Source organism: Nonomuraea sp. LP-02 (genome assembly GCF_036289125.1).
In the GTDB taxonomy this organism is placed as follows: domain Bacteria; phylum Actinomycetota; class Actinomycetes; order Streptosporangiales; family Streptosporangiaceae; genus Nonomuraea; species Nonomuraea bangladeshensis.
On the sequence record NZ_JAXCLK010000001.1, the window covers coordinates 2,454,868 to 2,469,831 of the forward strand.

The following is a 14,964-nucleotide window of genomic DNA, read 5'->3' on the forward strand; positions in this document are numbered from 1 at the left end:
CCTCAGTGGAAACTCCCCGTGCCGGGGTTCAGCGCCGTCCACGGAGGAAGGGGGAAGGGCATGGAGCACATCGACGCGTACTGGCGCGCGGCCAACTACCTGTCGGTCGGGCAGATCTACCTGCTGGACAATCCCCTGCTCGCCGAATCCCTGCGGCCGGAGCACATCAAGCCCCGCCTGCTCGGCCACTGGGGCACCACGCCGGGCCTGAACTTCTGCTTCGCCCACCTGAACCGGGTGATCAAGGAGCGGGACCAGGACATGATCTACATCGTCGGCCCGGGGCACGGCGGCCCGGCGGCGGTGGCCCACGCCTGGCTGGAGGGGACGTACACCGAGCGCTACCCCGACATCACCCAGGACGTACGGGGCATGAAGGCGCTGTTCCGGCAGTTCTCCTTCCCCGGCGGCGTCCCCAGCCATGTCGCGCCCGAGACGCCGGGCTCGATCCACGAGGGCGGCGAGCTGGGCTACGCGCTGGCCCACGCCTACGGCGCCGCCTTCGACAACCCTGACCTGGTGGTGGCGTGCGTGATCGGCGACGGCGAGGCCGAGACCGGCCCCCTCGCGGCGAGCTGGCACTCCAACAAGTTCATGGACCGCCGCCGCGACGGCGTCGTCCTGCCCATCCTGCACCTCAACGGCTACAAGATCGCCAACCCGACGATCCTCGCCCGCATCCCCCACAACGAGCTGACCAAGCTCATGGAGGGCTACGGCTACCGCCCCCACCTGGTCGGCCCCGACCACGAGGAGATGGCCGCCACCCTGGACCGCTGCTGGGACGAGATCGCCGCCTACAAGGCCGGCGACGCCCCGCGGCTGCCGATGATCATCCTGCGCACGCCGAAGGGCTGGACCGGGCCGAAGGAGGTGGACGGCAAGCCCGTCGAGGGCACCTGGCGGGCCCACCAGGTGCCGCTCGCCGCCGTACGGGACAACCCGGCGCACCTCGCCATGCTGGAGGAGTGGATGCGCTCCTACCGGCCCGAGGAGCTGTTCGGGCCGGACGGCCGGCCGGTCGAGAAGATCGTCGAGACGGTTCCCGAAGGGCCCCGCCGGATGAGCGCCAACCCGCACACCAACGGCGGCGAGCTGCTGAAGCCCCTGCGCCTGCCCGACTTCCGCAAGTACGCGGTCGAGGTCAAGGCGCCCGCCGCCCAGCTGACCGAGCCGACCCGCGTCCTCGGGACGTTCCTGCGCGACGTGATCGCCGCGAACCCGAGCACGTTCCGGCTCATGGGCCCGGACGAGACCGCCTCCAACCGGCTGCAGGCCGTCTTCGAGGTCACCGACCGGGCCTGGGACGCCGAGCTGCTGCCCACCGACGAGAACCTGGGCGCGGGCGGCCGGGTGATGGAGGTGCTGTCGGAGCACCTGTGCCAGGGCTGGCTGGAGGGCTACCTGCTGACCGGCCGGCACGGGCTGTTCAACTGCTACGAGGCGTTCATCCACATCGTGGACGCCATGTTCAACCAGCACGCCAAATGGCTGGAGACCACGCACAAGATCCCGTGGCGGCGTCCCGTGGCGTCGCTGACGTACCTGCTGTCGTCGCACGTGTGGCGGCAGGACCACAACGGCTTCAGCCACCAGGACCCCGGCTTCCTCGACGTGGTGGTCAACAAGAAGGCGTCGGTGGTGCGGGTCTACCTGCCGCCGGACGCCAACACGCTGCTCTCCGTCGCCGACCACTGCCTGCGCTCACGCGACTACGTCAACGTCATCGTGGCCGGCAAGCAGCCCGTGCTCGACCTGTTCACCATGGACGAGGCCATCGCCCACAACACGCGCGGCCTCGGCATCCTGCCGTGGGCCTCCACCGACGACGGCAGCGAGCCCGACGTCGTGCTCGCCTGCGCCGGCGACGTCCCCACGCAGGAGACCCTGGCCGCCGCCGCGCTGCTGCGCGAGCACCTGCCCCAGCTCAGGGTCCGCGTCATCAACGTCGTGGACCTCATGCGGCTCCAGCCGCCGTCGGAACACCCGCACGGCATGACCGACGCCGAGTTCGACACCCTGTTCACCGTGGACAAACCGATCATCTTCGACTTCCACGGCTACCCGTCGCTGATCCACCAGCTCACCTACCGCCGCAACGGCCACGACAACATCCACGTGCGCGGCTACAAGGAGGAGGGCACCACCACCACCCCGTTCGACATGGCGATGCTCAACGACATCGACCGCTACCACCTCGTCATGGACGTCATCGACCGCGTCCCCGGACTCGGCTCCAAAGCCGCCCACCTGCGCCAGCGGATGAGCGACGCCCGGCTGCGGGCCCGTGCCTACACCCGCGAGCACGGCGAGGACCCCGGCGAAATAAGCTCCTGGACATGGCCGGCCACATTCTCGTCCTGAACACGGGATCCTCATCGATCAAGTACGAACTGGTGGACGTCCGGACCCACGAGCGCCCGGCCAGAGGGCTGATCGAGCGCATCGGCGAGCGGGCCGGACGGCTCACCCACCACGCCGGGGACGGGCCGCCGTACGTGCGGGAGCGGCCCTTCCCCGACCACGGCGACGGCCTGGAGGCGATGATGGCGGCCTTCGCCGCGGCCGGTCCCGAGCTGGACCCGGTCGCGGTCGGGCACCGCGTCGTGCACGGCGGCGTACGCTTCGACGGGCCGGTGCTCGTGGACGACGAGGTGGTGTCCGTGATCGAGGAGCTGGCCCCGCTCGCGCCGCTGCACAACCCGGTCAACCTGGCCGGCATCCGGCTGGCGCGCAAGGCGTTCCCCTCGGTGCCACAGGTGGCGGTGTTCGACACGGCCTTCCACCGGACGCTGCCGCCGGAGGCGTACACGTACGCGGTGCCGCGCGACTGGCGCGAGGAGCTGGGCGTGCGGCGCTTCGGCTTCCACGGCACCTCCTGCGCCTACGTCTCGCGCCGCGCCGCCGCCGTGCTCGGCCGCGACCTCGCCGAGCTCAACCTGATCGTGCTGCACCTGGGCAACGGCGCCAGCGCCACCGCGATCTCCGGCGGGCGCAGCGTCGACACCTCCATGGGCCTGACCCCGCTGGAGGGGCTGGTCATGGGCACCCGCTCCGGCGACGTGGACCCGGGGCTCGCCGGCTACCTCGCCCGCACCTCCGGCGCCGACCCGCAGCAGGTCGAGCAGGACCTCAGCCGCCGCGGCGGCCTGCTCGCGCTGACCGGCACCCTCGACATGCGGGAAGTACGCGCCCGCGACGACGACGAGGCCCGCCTGGCGCTGCGGATCTACACCCGGCGCATCCGCAAGTACGTCGGCGCCTACTACGCGCTGCTCGGCCGGGTGGACGCCGTCGTGTTCACCGGCGGGGTGGGCGAGCACGACGCCGCCACCCGCGCGGAGGCGCTGGCCGGGCTCGACCGGCTCGGCATCGCCGTGGACCCGGTGCTCAACGCGGCCGGTGACGGCGAGCGGGCCGTGTCCGCCGCGGGCGCGGAGGTGCCGGTGCTGGTCGTGCCGACGGACGAGGAGTGGGAGATCGCCAGCCAGGCGCTCACCCTGATCTCCTCGCAGGGCTGATCCCGCCACGGGGGTCCGGGCGGCATTGTGATCATGAAAACGCCGGCGCGGGTGGACAGCGTCGGCGCGTTCGTGATCACAATTGGCGGTCCGAACCCCCTATCAGCGGAGCACCCCCATGCCGAAACGCCGTCTGACCGCGCCGGTCGCCCTGGCCGCGCTGTTCCTCGCCCTCACCGCCCCCGCGTCGGCGGCCGCGGAGGGCAGGACGACCGACCCGACGCTGCCGGGCCCGGTCTTCAAGACGGTCACCGACAAGAACGCGCTGCTGTCCCTCCAGACGTTCGGCCGCCCGGACGGCAAGGACATGGTCTTCCGGATCTCCGGCAGCGTCTACGCCAACGTCGAGGGCAACGCCCTGGAGCCGGGGCTGCGGCACGGCCAGAAGCTGTTCGGCATCGAGGGCTACAACATCCGCCGCCTCTACCGGGAGCCCGGCACCACCAAGCTCTACCAGCTCTCCCGTGAGATCGTCTTCTACACCGACCCCGCCGACCCGACGAAGATCCTGCGGGAGTGGAAGAACCCGGTCGACCTCAAGACCTATCCGGTCGTCCCCATCAACAACGACACGGTGAACTTCGGCCCGTTCGACGTCACCCCGTCCTACGCCGGCCCGCCCACCCGCCGCCTGCACGACGAGACCGTCTGGACCAGCGACATCCCGGTGCGCACCGACTTCGGCAGCACGCTCGGCGAGAAGTTCGGCCTGGTCGGCGGCGTGTACGCGGCCCAGGAGATGTTCGACTTCTTCGTCGACGACCGCGAGGTGGCCACCCGCGCCGTACCGGGCAAGGTGCCCTCGGGCGCGATGAAGACGAAGATCGCCTGGAGCCGGACGAGCCCGTGGGCGCCGTTCATGTGCCTGGCCGAGAGCGAGGTGCGCGGCCAGCTCACCTACCACGCCCGGAGCTGGTCGCTCGACTCCTACGCCGACATCGAGCCGTGGATCCGCGCCGAGGTCGACCAGAACCACCCGCTCTACCGGAGCACCCCCAGCGCGCCGGGCGCCAGCGAGAACTCCTGGAGCTCCTTCCACACCAAGCAGCTCCACAAGGGCGCCACCACGTGGGCCGGCTGGTGCGCCGCGAACGCCCGCTGAGCCTCCGGCCGCTCAGGGCAGCCGGCGGGGCACCGCGGGCACCCAGAACTCGACCGTCGTGCCCGCCCCCCGCTCGCCCTTGATGTCCCACCAGCCGCCGGCCGTCTCGGCGCGCTCGCGCATCTCCACCAGCCCGAAGTGCCCGGTCTGACCGCCGGGCCTGGCCAGGCCCACGCCGTCGTCACGCACCCGTACGTGCACGCCCCGGTCGAGCGAGACCAGCGACACCGTGACGGAGGACGCCCCGGCGTGCCTGGCCACGTTCGTCAGCGCCTCCTGGCAGACGCGGAAGACGGTGATGGCGGCCTCGGCCGGCGGCTCGGCGTCGAGGTCGTGCGCCAGCTCGCACCGCACGCCGGTGCCCGCCATGACCGTCTCCATGTACGCGGCCAGGCTCGCCACCAGGCCCTCCTCCGGCGGGCGCAGCCGGAAGGCCAGCTCGCGCAGCCGGTCCGCGGCGGCGTCGACCGCCTCGTCGATGCCGTGCACCGCGTCGGCGTACTCGGCGGGCAGCGGCGAGTCCCGCAGCCGGGACTCCAGCAGGCGTAGCCGCATGCCGACGGCGACCATGGACTGGATGGTGTCGCCGTGCACGTCGTTGGCGATGCGGCGGCGCTCCCGTTCCTGGGCCTCGATGAGGCGGGCCAGCAGCACGCCGCGCTCGTCCAGGGCGCGGGCCATGCTGCGCCGCTCGGTGAGGTCGCGGGTGACCTTGCCGAAGCCGCGCAGGCCGCCGTGCTCGTCGTGCAGGGCGGTGATGACGACGCGGGCCCAGAAGCGGGTGCCGTCCTTGCGGACGCGCCAGCCCTCCTCCTCCCACTGACCGTCGGCGGCCGCGACCGCCAGCTCGGTGGCGGGATGGCCCGCCGCGACGTCCTCGGAGGGGTAGAAGACCGAGAAGTGCCTGCCGATGATCTCCTCGGCGGCGTAGCCCTTGATGCGCTGGGCGCCGGCGTTCCAGCTGACGATGCGGCCCAGTGGGTCGAGCATGAAGATGGCGCAGTCGCGGATGCTCTGGACGAGCAGCCGCATGTCCTCGGCGGGGCGGTCGCGCTCGGGCATGAGAAGGCAGCCTCCCACGGCCGGTCAGGAGCCAGGACCGATCACCCGCGGCCGGCGCGGGATCAGGGGGCGGGGCTCAGGGGGGTCGGGGTCAGGCACCGGCGGGACGGGCCCAGCGGCGGGACGGCGTGCGCCGCCCGCTCGTACCGAACGACTTTACCGCCCCCGCCACTACACGACGGCAGCACCATCGCGTCAGTCCAGCAGCCCTTCGCGGCGGGCGACGGCGACCGCCTCCAGCTTGGAGCGGGCGCCCAGTTTCTCCAGCACGTGCTGGACGTGGTTGCGGGCGGTGTTCCTGGCCACGCCGAGGCGTTCGCTGATCTCGCCGGTGCCGGCGCCCTCGGCCAGGAGCAGCAGCGTCTCGCGTTCGCGGGCGGTGAGCCGGGCCTCCAGGTGGCCGGACCGCCCGGTGAGCCGGTCGAGCAGGCCGGGCAGCAGGCCCGGCGGGAACACCGCCCGGCCCGCGGCGACCTCGCGTACCGCCGACTCCAGCTCGTCCAGCCGCGAGGACTTCACCAGCAGCCCGGCGGCGCCGGACTGCACCACGCGGACGGCCACGGAGGCGGTGGCCTCGCCGGTCAGCACCAGCACCCGGACCCCCGGCGCGGCGGCGGCGAGGCGGCCGACGACCGAGATGCCGTCGCCGTCGGGCAGCCGGCGGTCGAGCACCACCACGTCGGGCTGCGTCCTGGCCGTCTCGGTGAGGGCGGCGGCGATCGTGCCGGCGTGGGCGACCACGGCGATGCCGGCGGCGCGGGCCAGGGCCAGGGTGATGGCCTCCGCGACCATGGCGTGATCCTCGACCAGCACCAGCCGGATCAGGGGGGAGGTGGTCGGCATGGGCGTCGGCTCTCTCGGTTGCGTCGGCGCAGTCCGGTTCCGGGCGGTCCGGCTTCGGCGCGGTCCGGCCGGTCGTGCGGCGTGATCACGGTGTTCGGGCGGTCACTCCCAGTTTTCCATGCCGCCCCCGCCTCCTGCCACCGGCGGGCGTACGGAGGGCTGTCGCAGGTGGGCGGTCCATAAGGGGGTGAAGGACAGGTAACGTGCCACTGGTAAGGTTGTCCGGAAATTTTACGCTTTCGAACGGGTGGGACAGGTGGAGGTCGAGCAAACAGCGCTGCCGGGGATCGGACTCAGACACGACTTCACCACCCGGGCCGGCCAGCGCGTGGGAGTCGTCTCCCATCGCACCGGGCGCCGGGACCTGGTGATCTACGACAAGGACGACCCCGACCGCGCCTGTCAGACGGTGAAGCTGAACGACGAGGAGGCCGACGCCCTGGCCGAGCTGCTCGGCGCCCCGCGCATCGTGCAGCGGCTCAACGCCCTGCACCAGCAGGTGGAGGGCCTGGTCAGCGTCCAGCTCCCGATCCCGGACGGCTCCCCGTACGCGGGCCGGCCCATGGGAGACGCCCGGGTGCGCACCCGTACCAGCGCCTCCATCGTGGCCGTGGTCCGCAGCGGCCAGGTGTTCGCCAGCCCCGGACCGGACTTCGTGTTCGGCACGGGTGACGTCGTGGTGGTCGTGGGCAGCGAGGACAGCACCGCCGAGGTGGCCGACATCCTGGCCCGAGGGTAGGGGCGCGGGTTGCACGAAACCGCGATCCTCTTTCTCGAGTTCGGAGCGGTCCTTCTTGGTCTCGGCGTCCTCGGCGCGCTGGCGTTGCGGGTCGGCATCTCCCCCATTCCCCTCTATCTGATCGCCGGTGTGGCGTTCGGCACCGGCGGCGTGCTGCCCCTCGCGACGAGCGAGGAGTTCATCTCCGTCGGCGCCGAGCTCGGCGTGGTGCTCCTGCTGCTCACGCTGGGCCTGGAGTACAACGCCGACGAGTTGATGACCAGCCTCACCGGCAACGCCCGCGCCGGCATCGTGGACCTGGTGCTCAACGCGGCGCCGGGCGCGATCTGCGCGCTGCTGCTCGGCTGGGGGCCGGTCGCCGCGGTGGCGATGGCCGGCGTCACCTACGCCACCTCCTCCGGCATCACCGCGAAGGTGCTGTCGGACCTCGGCTGGATCGGTAACCGCGAGACACCGACGGTGCTGTCGCTGCTGGTCTTCGAGGACCTGACGATGGCGATCTACCTGCCGGTGCTGACCACCATGCTGGCCGGTCTCAGCCTGCTCAACGGCGCCATCGCGGTGGGCATCGCGCTGATCACCGTCAGCGTCGTGCTCATCGTGGCGCTGAAGTTCGGGCGGCTCATCGAGGCGTTCGTCTCCAGCCCGAACTCCGAGGTGCTGCTGCTGAAGGTGGTCGGGCTGGCGCTGCTGGTGGCCGGTCTGGCCCAGCAGCTCCAGGTGTCGGCGGCGGTGGGCGCGTTCCTCGTCGGGATCGCGCTGTCGGGCGAGCTGGCCGAGGACGCGCAGGCACTGCTGGCGCCGCTGCGCGACCTGTTCGCCGCGGTGTTCTTCGTCTTCTTCGGGCTCCAGACCGACCCGGCGAAGATCCTGCCGGTGGCCGGGCTGGCCGCGCTGCTGGCGCTGGTCAGCATGATCACCAAGCTGCTCACCGGCATCTACGCGGCCCGCCGGGCGGGCATCGGCAAGGCCGGCCAGGCGCGGGCGGGCATCGCGCTCATCCCGCGCGGTGAGTTCAACATCGTCATCGCCGGCCTCGCGGTCGGCGCGGGCGCGCATCCCGACCTGGGAGCGCTGGCGGCGGCGTACGTGCTCATCCTGGCGGCGTTCGGCCCGCTGGCGGCCAAGCTCGTGCAGCCGTTCATCACGGCGATCGCGAAACGAGCCTGATCGGCTAGCTTTGTCCGCATGGGCACCAGACGAGCGGCGTTCCCCATCGAACGCACGATCGGCGCGGACGACTGGGACGCGCCGGAAATCACGGGAGCTGATTTCCGGCGCGTCCTGTTCCAGGACGTGGATCTGACGGAGCTGATCGACCGCGGCTCCTCCTTCGAGGAGTGCACGTTCGGCAACGTACGCTTCAACGTCTCCGAGCACACCGACGCGCGCTTCCTGACCTGCCTGTTCGCCGGCTGCTCGTTCTTCGACGCGACGTTCACCGGCTGCAAGATGACCGGCAGCGTCTTCGACGGCTGCACCTTCGGGCTGCTGAAGATCAACGGCGGCGACTGGTCGTACGTGCAGCTCCAGGGCGCGGACCTGCGCCGCAGCACCATCGACGGGGTACGGCTGCGCGAGGCCGACCTCGGCGGCGCCCGGCTGGAGGGCGCGGCGCTGCGGCGCTGCGACCTGTCGGGCGCGTGGCTGCGCGGGGCCGACCTCACCAAGTGCGACCTGCGCGGCAGCGACCTCGGCGGGCTCGACCCCGCCGACGTCACGCTCAAGGGCGCGATCATCGACCCGGTGCAGGCGACGGCCGTCGCCACGGCGCTGGGCCTGGTCGTCCGCCCCTGACGCTCCCGGGCCGTCAGGCCGGGACGCTCGGCGGGATCAGGGAGACGGCCGCCTGCCGCAGGGCGGGCAGGGCGGCGAGGACGCGGTCGGCACGGCGGCGGCGGTCGGCGGGCGTGCCCGCGCCCAGGTCGTCCAGCAGCTCCAGCAGCCCGTCCTCATACCCGTCCAGCCCGGCGGCGGCCCGCTTGGCCAGGCAGCGGGCGTAGGTGGCGGCCAGCCAGAAGACCGCCTCGCGGTGCAGGCCGCGGGCGACGAGCTCCCGGCCGCCGTCGATGGCCACCGGCCGGGCGGCGGGCGTGAGGTCGGAGGCGAACGGGTAGTCAGGGGCGTCCGCCTCAGCGGCCGCGTCGAAGACGTCCTCCAGCACGGTCAGGTGCCACGACACCCTCGCCGGGCTCAGCGCGGCGCAGCCCAGCAGTTCCAGCAGCTCCTCGTGCAGGCCGAGGCGGCCGTGCGCGGCGAGCAGGTCGCGCACGGCGGCGTACCGCCTGCGTACGGTGGGGTTGCGCAGCGCGGCCACCAGCGGCACGTGCGCGGTCACCCCGGTGCCGAACAGCCACGCCATGACCTGGGCGGGCAGCGGCGCGGCGGCGTCGAGGCCGCCGAGCCGGTCGCGGATCCTGGCCAGGGCGTCCTCGCAGCGGGCGAGGACCCATCGGCGCTCGGCGAAGCCGCGGGCGACCAGCCGGTGCAGCCGTTCCAGTCGCCCGGTGGGGTCGGCCAGGACGCCGGGCAGGTGCAGGTTGCCGGCCAGGTGGTAGTCGCCGAGCACCTCGCGGGCGCCGCCGATCCCGGGGATGGCGGAGACCTCCAGCAGGACGCCCTCGTAGCGGAACTTGCCGATCTTCACAGGCGGATCGGCGATCACCATGACGTCCACGTCGGAGGTCGCGGGGAGCTCGTCGGACGGGTCCGCCCACAACGCGGAGCCGGTCAGGAACGCGCCCCCGAACCCCGGCAGCGCGGCTCCCTCCTCACGCACCCACCTGCGCGCCAGCCGCCTGGCCGCCGCGACCCGCATCCCCATCCCCTCTCTCCGTCCCCGCCGGTCTCCTCCGATGATGACGTGGGAGACACAACCCGCATTCTCCCGGGAACAGTGGCCTTTTCGCGCGTTCGCGGCCGGGCGGAGGGGGCAGCGCTTGCTCATGAACGACGCCTCGAACGCGGGCCCGGACCTGGAGCTCCTGGTCCGCCGGGAGCTGGCGGAGGCCGGTTTCACCGTCGAGCCGTCCCTGCTGTCGGCGGACGGCGGGCTCGGCGTCTGGCATGATCCGGCGCGCGGGGTGATCGTGACGTGGGGCGGCGCCGCCGACCGCCTGGTGAAGTACGCCACGGTCCGCACGGCGGTCCGGCTCGCGCTGCGCGCCGTCCTGGTCCGCGCCGGGCACGAGGTGCGCGAGGACCTCGACGGCACCGAGCTGGTCATCACCTCCTGAGGTCAGGAGCGGTGCGGGCATGACGACGCCCCCGCCGCCTGGGTGATCGGGCTGCCCATGGTCGGGCGGCCTTCATCGGTTGTGGGAATGGCGGACGGCGGGGGCGTGGCTCTGGACGTCAGATGAGCTGGAGCGCGGGCTCGGCGGCCTCACCCCGGGTGTGCAGGTCCTCGCGGAAGGCGGCGAGATAGGCGTCGCGGTCGTGGAAGGTGGCGGCGAGGGCGTCGCCGTAGTCGATGAGCATGCGGTGGGCGTTCCCGCGCGGCTCGTAGCGTTCGTGCATCAGCCGGTCCAGCAGGACGGGGTCGCCGCCGGCCGCGCAGATGACGTCGGCCAGGATCTCCGCGTCGCGCAGGGTGTAACTCATGCCCATCCCGGTCATGGGGTGGCAGGCGAACGCGGCCGAGCCCAGCAGGGCGGCGTTGCCGCGGTGGTAGGCGGCGACCCGCATGGCCGAGACCTTGATCCGCTGCCACGCGGCGGACTGGAGGCTGTCGAAGGCGTCGGAGCTCTCGGAGACGAACTTCTTCAGCTCGTCCACCAGGGTGGGGATGCCGTCCTGGAAGACCTCCTCGTCGCGCTCGGGCGGCAGGCCGACGAACACCCTGGTCTGCTCGGGGCCGAGCGGGTAGAAGTAGGCGAGCCAGCCGCCGGAGCTGAAGTAGAGCCGGTTGAGCCGGGCGACGCTCTCGGTCAGCGGCACCGTGGCCACGCGCATGATGAGCCGCTCGTACGGCAGCGTGACCTGCTCGATGCCGAGCGCCTGGCGTACCAGGGATTTGGTGCCGTCCGCGCCCACGACGACCCCGGCCCGCAGCCGGCGACCGTCGGCGAGCGTCAGCTCCTCCACCCCTCCCCCGCCGACGGCGATGTGGCCGATCTCGGCGCCGAACCAGAACTCCACGCCCTCCATCGCGCAGCAGGTGTAGATGAGCTCGACCAGCTCCCGGTAGGGGCGGATGAGGAAGCCGCCGTCGGGGAAGCGGCACTCCTGGATCGGGTCGCCGTCGTGGTAGTAGCGGATGTGGTCGCGCCTGAGGCCATGGCGCCCGACGAGGTCCGCCAGCCCGTGCCGGGCCAGCACCCGCAGTCCCGGGGGCTTGAGGAAGTCCGCGCCCGCGCTGGGGATCGACGGTCCCTGTTCGATGACGACGACGTTCTGCCCGCGGCGGCGGAGGAGCATGGCGAGGAAACAGCCGCCGAGCCCGGCGCCGACGATGGCTACGTCGCACGATGTGGTTGCCATGACGAGGAGCCCTTTCGGTGGTTCTGGATCTAGTTCGGATTCCCGCGGGTGCTCGCGAGCGGGCCGGAGTCGGCCGCGCGTGGCCGCGGGACGGCGTGGACGGGCGGGTGGACGGGCGGGTTGGCGGGTGAGTTGACGTGCTGGCCGGCGGGCGCGCCGGCGGGCGTACCGACGTGCTGGCCCGCGTGCGGGTCCATGGGCAGGGCGCGGGTCTCGGCGGGCAGCAGCGCGTCGGCCTCCGCCGCCACGGTGGCGAGGGTCATGCGCAGCTCCAGCAGCATCCGGCGCGGCACCTTCACCATGACGTCGCCGGGGTCGGTCCGGACCCGGGTGATCTTGGTGAGGGCGAGGGCGCCGGTGAGCACCGAGATGGCGACGCAGATCGCGATCGCGCCGGCCAGGCCGCCGAACCCGCCGATCAGCGCCGGGTGGTCGATGACGAGCGAGACCACGGCGACGCCGACGGCCCCGCCGACCATGCGGGCCATGGTGGCCGCGCCGACGGCGGAGGCGTACTGGTGGGGGCGGGCGGCCAGGGTGGTGGCCACCGAGGTGCCGGGCGCGAGCGCGCCCACGCCCATGCCCACGACCACGCTGGCGATCAGGCCCCAGACGGTGGGGCCGACCTGGGTCAGGACGAGCACGCACGCGCCACCGCAGAGCAGCGACCCGGCGTAGATGAGCCCGTAGGGGCCGATGTGCTTGACGAGCTTTCCGGCCAGATAGCTCGTCACGACGACCGCGACGGACGTGGGCGTCAGCCACATGGCCACCTCCAGCATGGGATAGCCGAGGTGGAGCAGGTACAGCGGCTGCACGGTCAGCAGCCCGTACGACAGCGCGCCGAACCCCCAGGTGGCCAGCCAGCCCCAGACGAACCTGGGCCGGCGCCACAGCGCGAGGTCGATGGCGGGCAGCCGGTGGTGGCGGGCCTGGGCGAGCGCCCCGCCGATCAGCAGGAGAGCGGCCAGCCCCAGCCACGCCACGTCCGTGCCCCAGGCCATGGCCTTGGAGATGGCGAGGACGATGACCGCGATGCCGGCCGCCAGCAGCCACGCGCCGAGCACGTCCGGCAGGCCGCGCGCGCCGGCCCGCTTGCCGGGAGGCAGCGCGAGGCAGGCGACGAGGAGCACGACGCCGATGACGACGTCGGGCACGAACAACATCCGCCAGTCCACGGCGGCGGCCAGCCAGCCGCCGCCCGCCTGCATGAGCAGGCAGCCCAGCCCGGAGGCCGAGCTCCACAGCGCGATCGCGCCGCGCCGCTCGTTCTCCGGCAGCTCGCCGAGCAGCAGCCCGAGGCTGGCCGGGATCATCGCGGCGGCGCCCGCGCCCTGGACGGCCCGCGCCGCGAGGACGAACGACCAGGAGTCGGCGGTCACCGTGGCGATGCCGCCCAGCACGAACACCACCAGCCCGACGGCCAGCACCCGGCGGCGGCCGAACAGGTCGGCCCAGCGGCCGGCCGTGGCCAGCAGCGCCGCGATCGGGATGAACGCCGCGCTGGTCAGCCAGACGAGGTCGCCGAGGGGCATGCCGGCCCCTGCCGGTGTGTAGCGCAGCACGCCGACGGCCAGGGTGGTGGCCGTGGTGTCGGCCATCACGGTCAGCATGACGCCCGCGCCGACCAGGCGCAGCATGACTCCCTGACGGCGGCTCAGGACGGCCGTGCTCGTCCCCCGTGCCGGTGACGAACGCACGTGGTCACCTCCAACTTACTATCAGTGGTCCTCGCCGGCCGCGCGGGCCGGCGGGATGGGCGGGTTTTTCGTACGGGTATGTGCGGGTTCGTGCGGTTCAGGCGCCGTAGCGGCCGGGCGAGAGCAGGCCGTCGGGGTCGAGCGCCGTCTTCAGCCGGTGGAGCATGCCGAGGCTGGCGGTGCTGGTCTCGGACCAGACGTCGGCGGCGGCGTGGTCGATGTCGGAGCGGTAGATGGCGCAGCCGTTGCCACGCAGCACGCAGTTGCCGTCGTTGCGGAGCTGGTGGGCGCGGTAGGCGCCGTCCGGGCGGGAGCGGTCGAAGAAGATCTGGATGACGCCGTTGGCCATGTGCCGGCCGACGACGTTCCACTCGGCCATGAGGGCGGTGGAGTGGGCGTCCACGGCGCTCTGCAGGGCGTCCAGGATGTGGCCGATCCTGCGGGCGTCGGTCGGCATCAGCGGCATCAGGGCGAGGAAGCCGAGCCCGGTCGCGTCGACCTGCTCGCAGGAGGCGACGCCGAGCGCCTTGCGCACGCCCGCGCAGGTGGGGATGCCCTGCGACATGAGGGCCCGGGCGTAGAGCGGGTCGTCCGGCTTGACCTCGGTCGGGTCCACCACGAGCAGTTCCTCGGAGCCCTCGACCTCCGCGAGCGCCTTGCGCAGCAATTCCTCGGCCAGCTCGACCGCGGCGGTGGTGCCGAGCAGCGGCCCCATGACGGCGAAGCGGTCCAGATCGACGCCGGCGGGCAGCGTCCAGTCGCCGTGGGACGGGGTGAGCGCCAGCTCCCGTACGCGGAGCATGCCGTCGGCGGGGTTGCCGCGGCGGACGAACCCGGCCACCGCCTCCAGCGCGACCGCGGCCTGGTGGCGCGGCAGCCGGCCGTACACCATGCCGATGGACTCGGGCCGGGGCACCAGGGCGATCGCCATGGCGGTGACGATGCCGAGGTTGTGCTGGACGAACGCGGCGGTGAGGTCGGGCCCGGCGACCCTGCCGTGGTAGCGGCCGGCCGGGTCGAGCCCGCCGGTGGTGACCACGCTGCCGTCGGCGAGGACGGCTTCGAGCCCGGCCACGTCGTGGACGCGGGAGCGGAAGGTGCCGTCGCCGCGGTCGAGGGCGTTGCCCACCACGGAGGTGTCGGCACAGGAGTTGGTGACGTTCAGCATCCACGGGGTGTCGCGCAGCGCCTCGGCGAGCTGCCGCTGCGTCACGCCGGGCTCGATGACCGCGAAGCCGGTCTCCAGGTCGATGCCGCGGATGCGGTTCATGCCGCTGAGGTCGACCACGACGTTGTCGTCGGTGACCGGCATCCCCGAGCCCATGCCCCAGTTGCGGCCGGTGCTGATCGGGTACAGGCGGTGCCGGGTGGCGCCGGCGGCGCGGACGAGGGCGCGGACCTGGTCGAGGGTGCGCGGGGACTCGGTGCCGGTGATGGAGCGTGGCTGGTGACCTCCGACGTCACGCGGCATCAGCTCGACTCGCGTTAGCTCCTGCATGGTCGTCCTTCCGTTCC

Annotated in this window: 13 protein-coding genes; 7 read left to right on the forward strand and 6 right to left on the reverse strand. The window is 72.6% G+C overall.

Features of this window, described 5'->3' with window-relative positions; translation table 11 throughout:
• Nucleotides 1-60: 60 nt before the first annotated feature.
• The 3 genes from SMD20_RS11380 to SMD20_RS11390 all read left to right on the forward strand — a co-directional run bounded on the left by SMD20_RS11380 (nt 61) and on the right by SMD20_RS11390 (nt 4,623).
• On the forward strand, nt 61-2,364 hold the full coding sequence (locus tag SMD20_RS11380) for a phosphoketolase family protein (protein WP_329578804.1): 2,304 nt from the start codon (nt 61-63) through the stop codon (nt 2,362-2,364).
• A complete protein-coding gene (locus SMD20_RS11385; protein ID WP_329578807.1) occupies nt 2,340-3,521 on the forward strand; it encodes an acetate/propionate family kinase in 1,182 nt (393 codons plus the stop codon). The genes SMD20_RS11380 and SMD20_RS11385 overlap by 25 nt, the downstream gene beginning before the upstream one ends.
• A gap of 118 nt (nt 3,522-3,639) precedes the next feature.
• The gene (locus SMD20_RS11390; RefSeq protein WP_329578809.1) at nt 3,640-4,623 is read left to right on the forward strand and encodes a DUF1838 family protein; all 984 of its coding nucleotides are present in this window, start codon (nt 3,640-3,642) and stop codon (nt 4,621-4,623) included.
• 12 nt (nt 4,624-4,635) lie between these two features.
• Here the strand turns inward: SMD20_RS11390 and SMD20_RS11395 are convergent, their stop codons facing one another.
• Complete coding sequence (locus tag SMD20_RS11395) at nt 4,636-5,685, reverse strand: PAS domain-containing sensor histidine kinase (RefSeq protein WP_329578812.1); 1,050 nt, start codon at nt 5,683-5,685, stop codon at nt 4,636-4,638.
• A 195-nt stretch (nt 5,686-5,880) separates the two neighbouring features.
• Nucleotides 5,881-6,528, reverse strand: coding sequence for a response regulator transcription factor (locus SMD20_RS11400; protein ID WP_329578815.1), 648 nt, complete (start codon nt 6,526-6,528; stop codon nt 5,881-5,883).
• A 247-nt stretch (nt 6,529-6,775) separates the two neighbouring features.
• Between SMD20_RS11400 and SMD20_RS11405 the strand changes: the two genes are divergently transcribed.
• The 3 genes from SMD20_RS11405 to SMD20_RS11415 are packed head-to-tail and all read left to right on the forward strand — an operon-like array spanning nt 6,776 to nt 9,064.
• Complete coding sequence (locus SMD20_RS11405) at nt 6,776-7,267, forward strand: cation:proton antiporter regulatory subunit (protein WP_442942471.1); 492 nt, start codon at nt 6,776-6,778, stop codon at nt 7,265-7,267.
• A gap of 9 nt (nt 7,268-7,276) precedes the next feature.
• Nucleotides 7,277-8,437, forward strand: a complete 1,161-nt coding sequence (locus SMD20_RS11410; RefSeq protein ID WP_329578818.1) for a cation:proton antiporter — start codon at nt 7,277-7,279, stop codon at nt 8,435-8,437.
• A gap of 18 nt (nt 8,438-8,455) precedes the next feature.
• Complete coding sequence (locus SMD20_RS11415; RefSeq protein WP_329578821.1) at nt 8,456-9,064, forward strand: pentapeptide repeat-containing protein; 609 nt, start codon at nt 8,456-8,458, stop codon at nt 9,062-9,064.
• A gap of 13 nt (nt 9,065-9,077) precedes the next feature.
• Here SMD20_RS11415 and SMD20_RS11420 read toward each other — a convergent pair whose 3' ends face one another.
• Nucleotides 9,078-10,091, reverse strand: a complete 1,014-nt coding sequence (locus SMD20_RS11420) for a hypothetical protein (RefSeq protein WP_329578824.1) — start codon at nt 10,089-10,091, stop codon at nt 9,078-9,080.
• A 121-nt stretch (nt 10,092-10,212) separates the two neighbouring features.
• Between SMD20_RS11420 and SMD20_RS11425 the strand changes: the two genes are divergently transcribed.
• A complete protein-coding gene (locus SMD20_RS11425) occupies nt 10,213-10,503 on the forward strand; it encodes a hypothetical protein (protein ID WP_329578828.1) in 291 nt (96 codons plus the stop codon).
• 118 nt (nt 10,504-10,621) lie between these two features.
• Here the strand turns inward: SMD20_RS11425 and SMD20_RS11430 are convergent, their stop codons facing one another.
• From SMD20_RS11430 to SMD20_RS11440, 3 genes are all read right to left on the reverse strand, one after another.
• Complete coding sequence (locus SMD20_RS11430) at nt 10,622-11,749, reverse strand: FAD-dependent monooxygenase (protein WP_329578831.1); 1,128 nt, start codon at nt 11,747-11,749, stop codon at nt 10,622-10,624.
• Between the two features lie 29 nt (nt 11,750-11,778).
• The gene (locus SMD20_RS11435; RefSeq protein ID WP_329578834.1) at nt 11,779-13,389 is read right to left on the reverse strand and encodes an MFS transporter; all 1,611 of its coding nucleotides are present in this window, start codon (nt 13,387-13,389) and stop codon (nt 11,779-11,781) included.
• 157 nt (nt 13,390-13,546) lie between these two features.
• A complete protein-coding gene (locus SMD20_RS11440; RefSeq protein WP_329578837.1) occupies nt 13,547-14,947 on the reverse strand; it encodes an FAD-binding oxidoreductase in 1,401 nt (466 codons plus the stop codon).
• Nucleotides 14,948-14,964 lie beyond the last annotated feature (17 nt).

Bases quoted from the DNA above. Each gene is read 5' to 3' on its own strand.
- SMD20_RS11400 (WP_329578815.1), bottom strand. From the start codon at position 6,528: ATGCCGACCACCTCCCCCCTGATCCGGCTGGTGCTGGTCGAGGATCAC.
- SMD20_RS11430 (WP_329578831.1), bottom strand. From the start codon at position 11,749: ATGGCAACCACATCGTGCGACGTAGCCATCGTCGGCGCCGGGCTCGGC.
- SMD20_RS11425 (WP_329578828.1), top strand. From the start codon at position 10,213: ATGAACGACGCCTCGAACGCGGGCCCGGACCTGGAGCTCCTGGTCCGC.
- SMD20_RS11420 (WP_329578824.1), bottom strand. From the start codon at position 10,091: ATGGGGATGCGGGTCGCGGCGGCCAGGCGGCTGGCGCGCAGGTGGGTG.
- SMD20_RS11440 (WP_329578837.1), bottom strand. From the start codon at position 14,947: ATGCAGGAGCTAACGCGAGTCGAGCTGATGCCGCGTGACGTCGGAGGT.
- SMD20_RS11415 (WP_329578821.1), top strand. From the start codon at position 8,456: ATGGGCACCAGACGAGCGGCGTTCCCCATCGAACGCACGATCGGCGCG.
- SMD20_RS11395 (WP_329578812.1), bottom strand. From the start codon at position 5,685: ATGCCCGAGCGCGACCGCCCCGCCGAGGACATGCGGCTGCTCGTCCAG.
- SMD20_RS11385 (WP_329578807.1), top strand. From the start codon at position 2,340: ATGGCCGGCCACATTCTCGTCCTGAACACGGGATCCTCATCGATCAAG.
- SMD20_RS11380 (WP_329578804.1), top strand. From the start codon at position 61: ATGGAGCACATCGACGCGTACTGGCGCGCGGCCAACTACCTGTCGGTC.
- SMD20_RS11390 (WP_329578809.1), top strand. From the start codon at position 3,640: ATGCCGAAACGCCGTCTGACCGCGCCGGTCGCCCTGGCCGCGCTGTTC.
- SMD20_RS11435 (WP_329578834.1), bottom strand. From the start codon at position 13,389: ATGCTGCGCCTGGTCGGCGCGGGCGTCATGCTGACCGTGATGGCCGAC.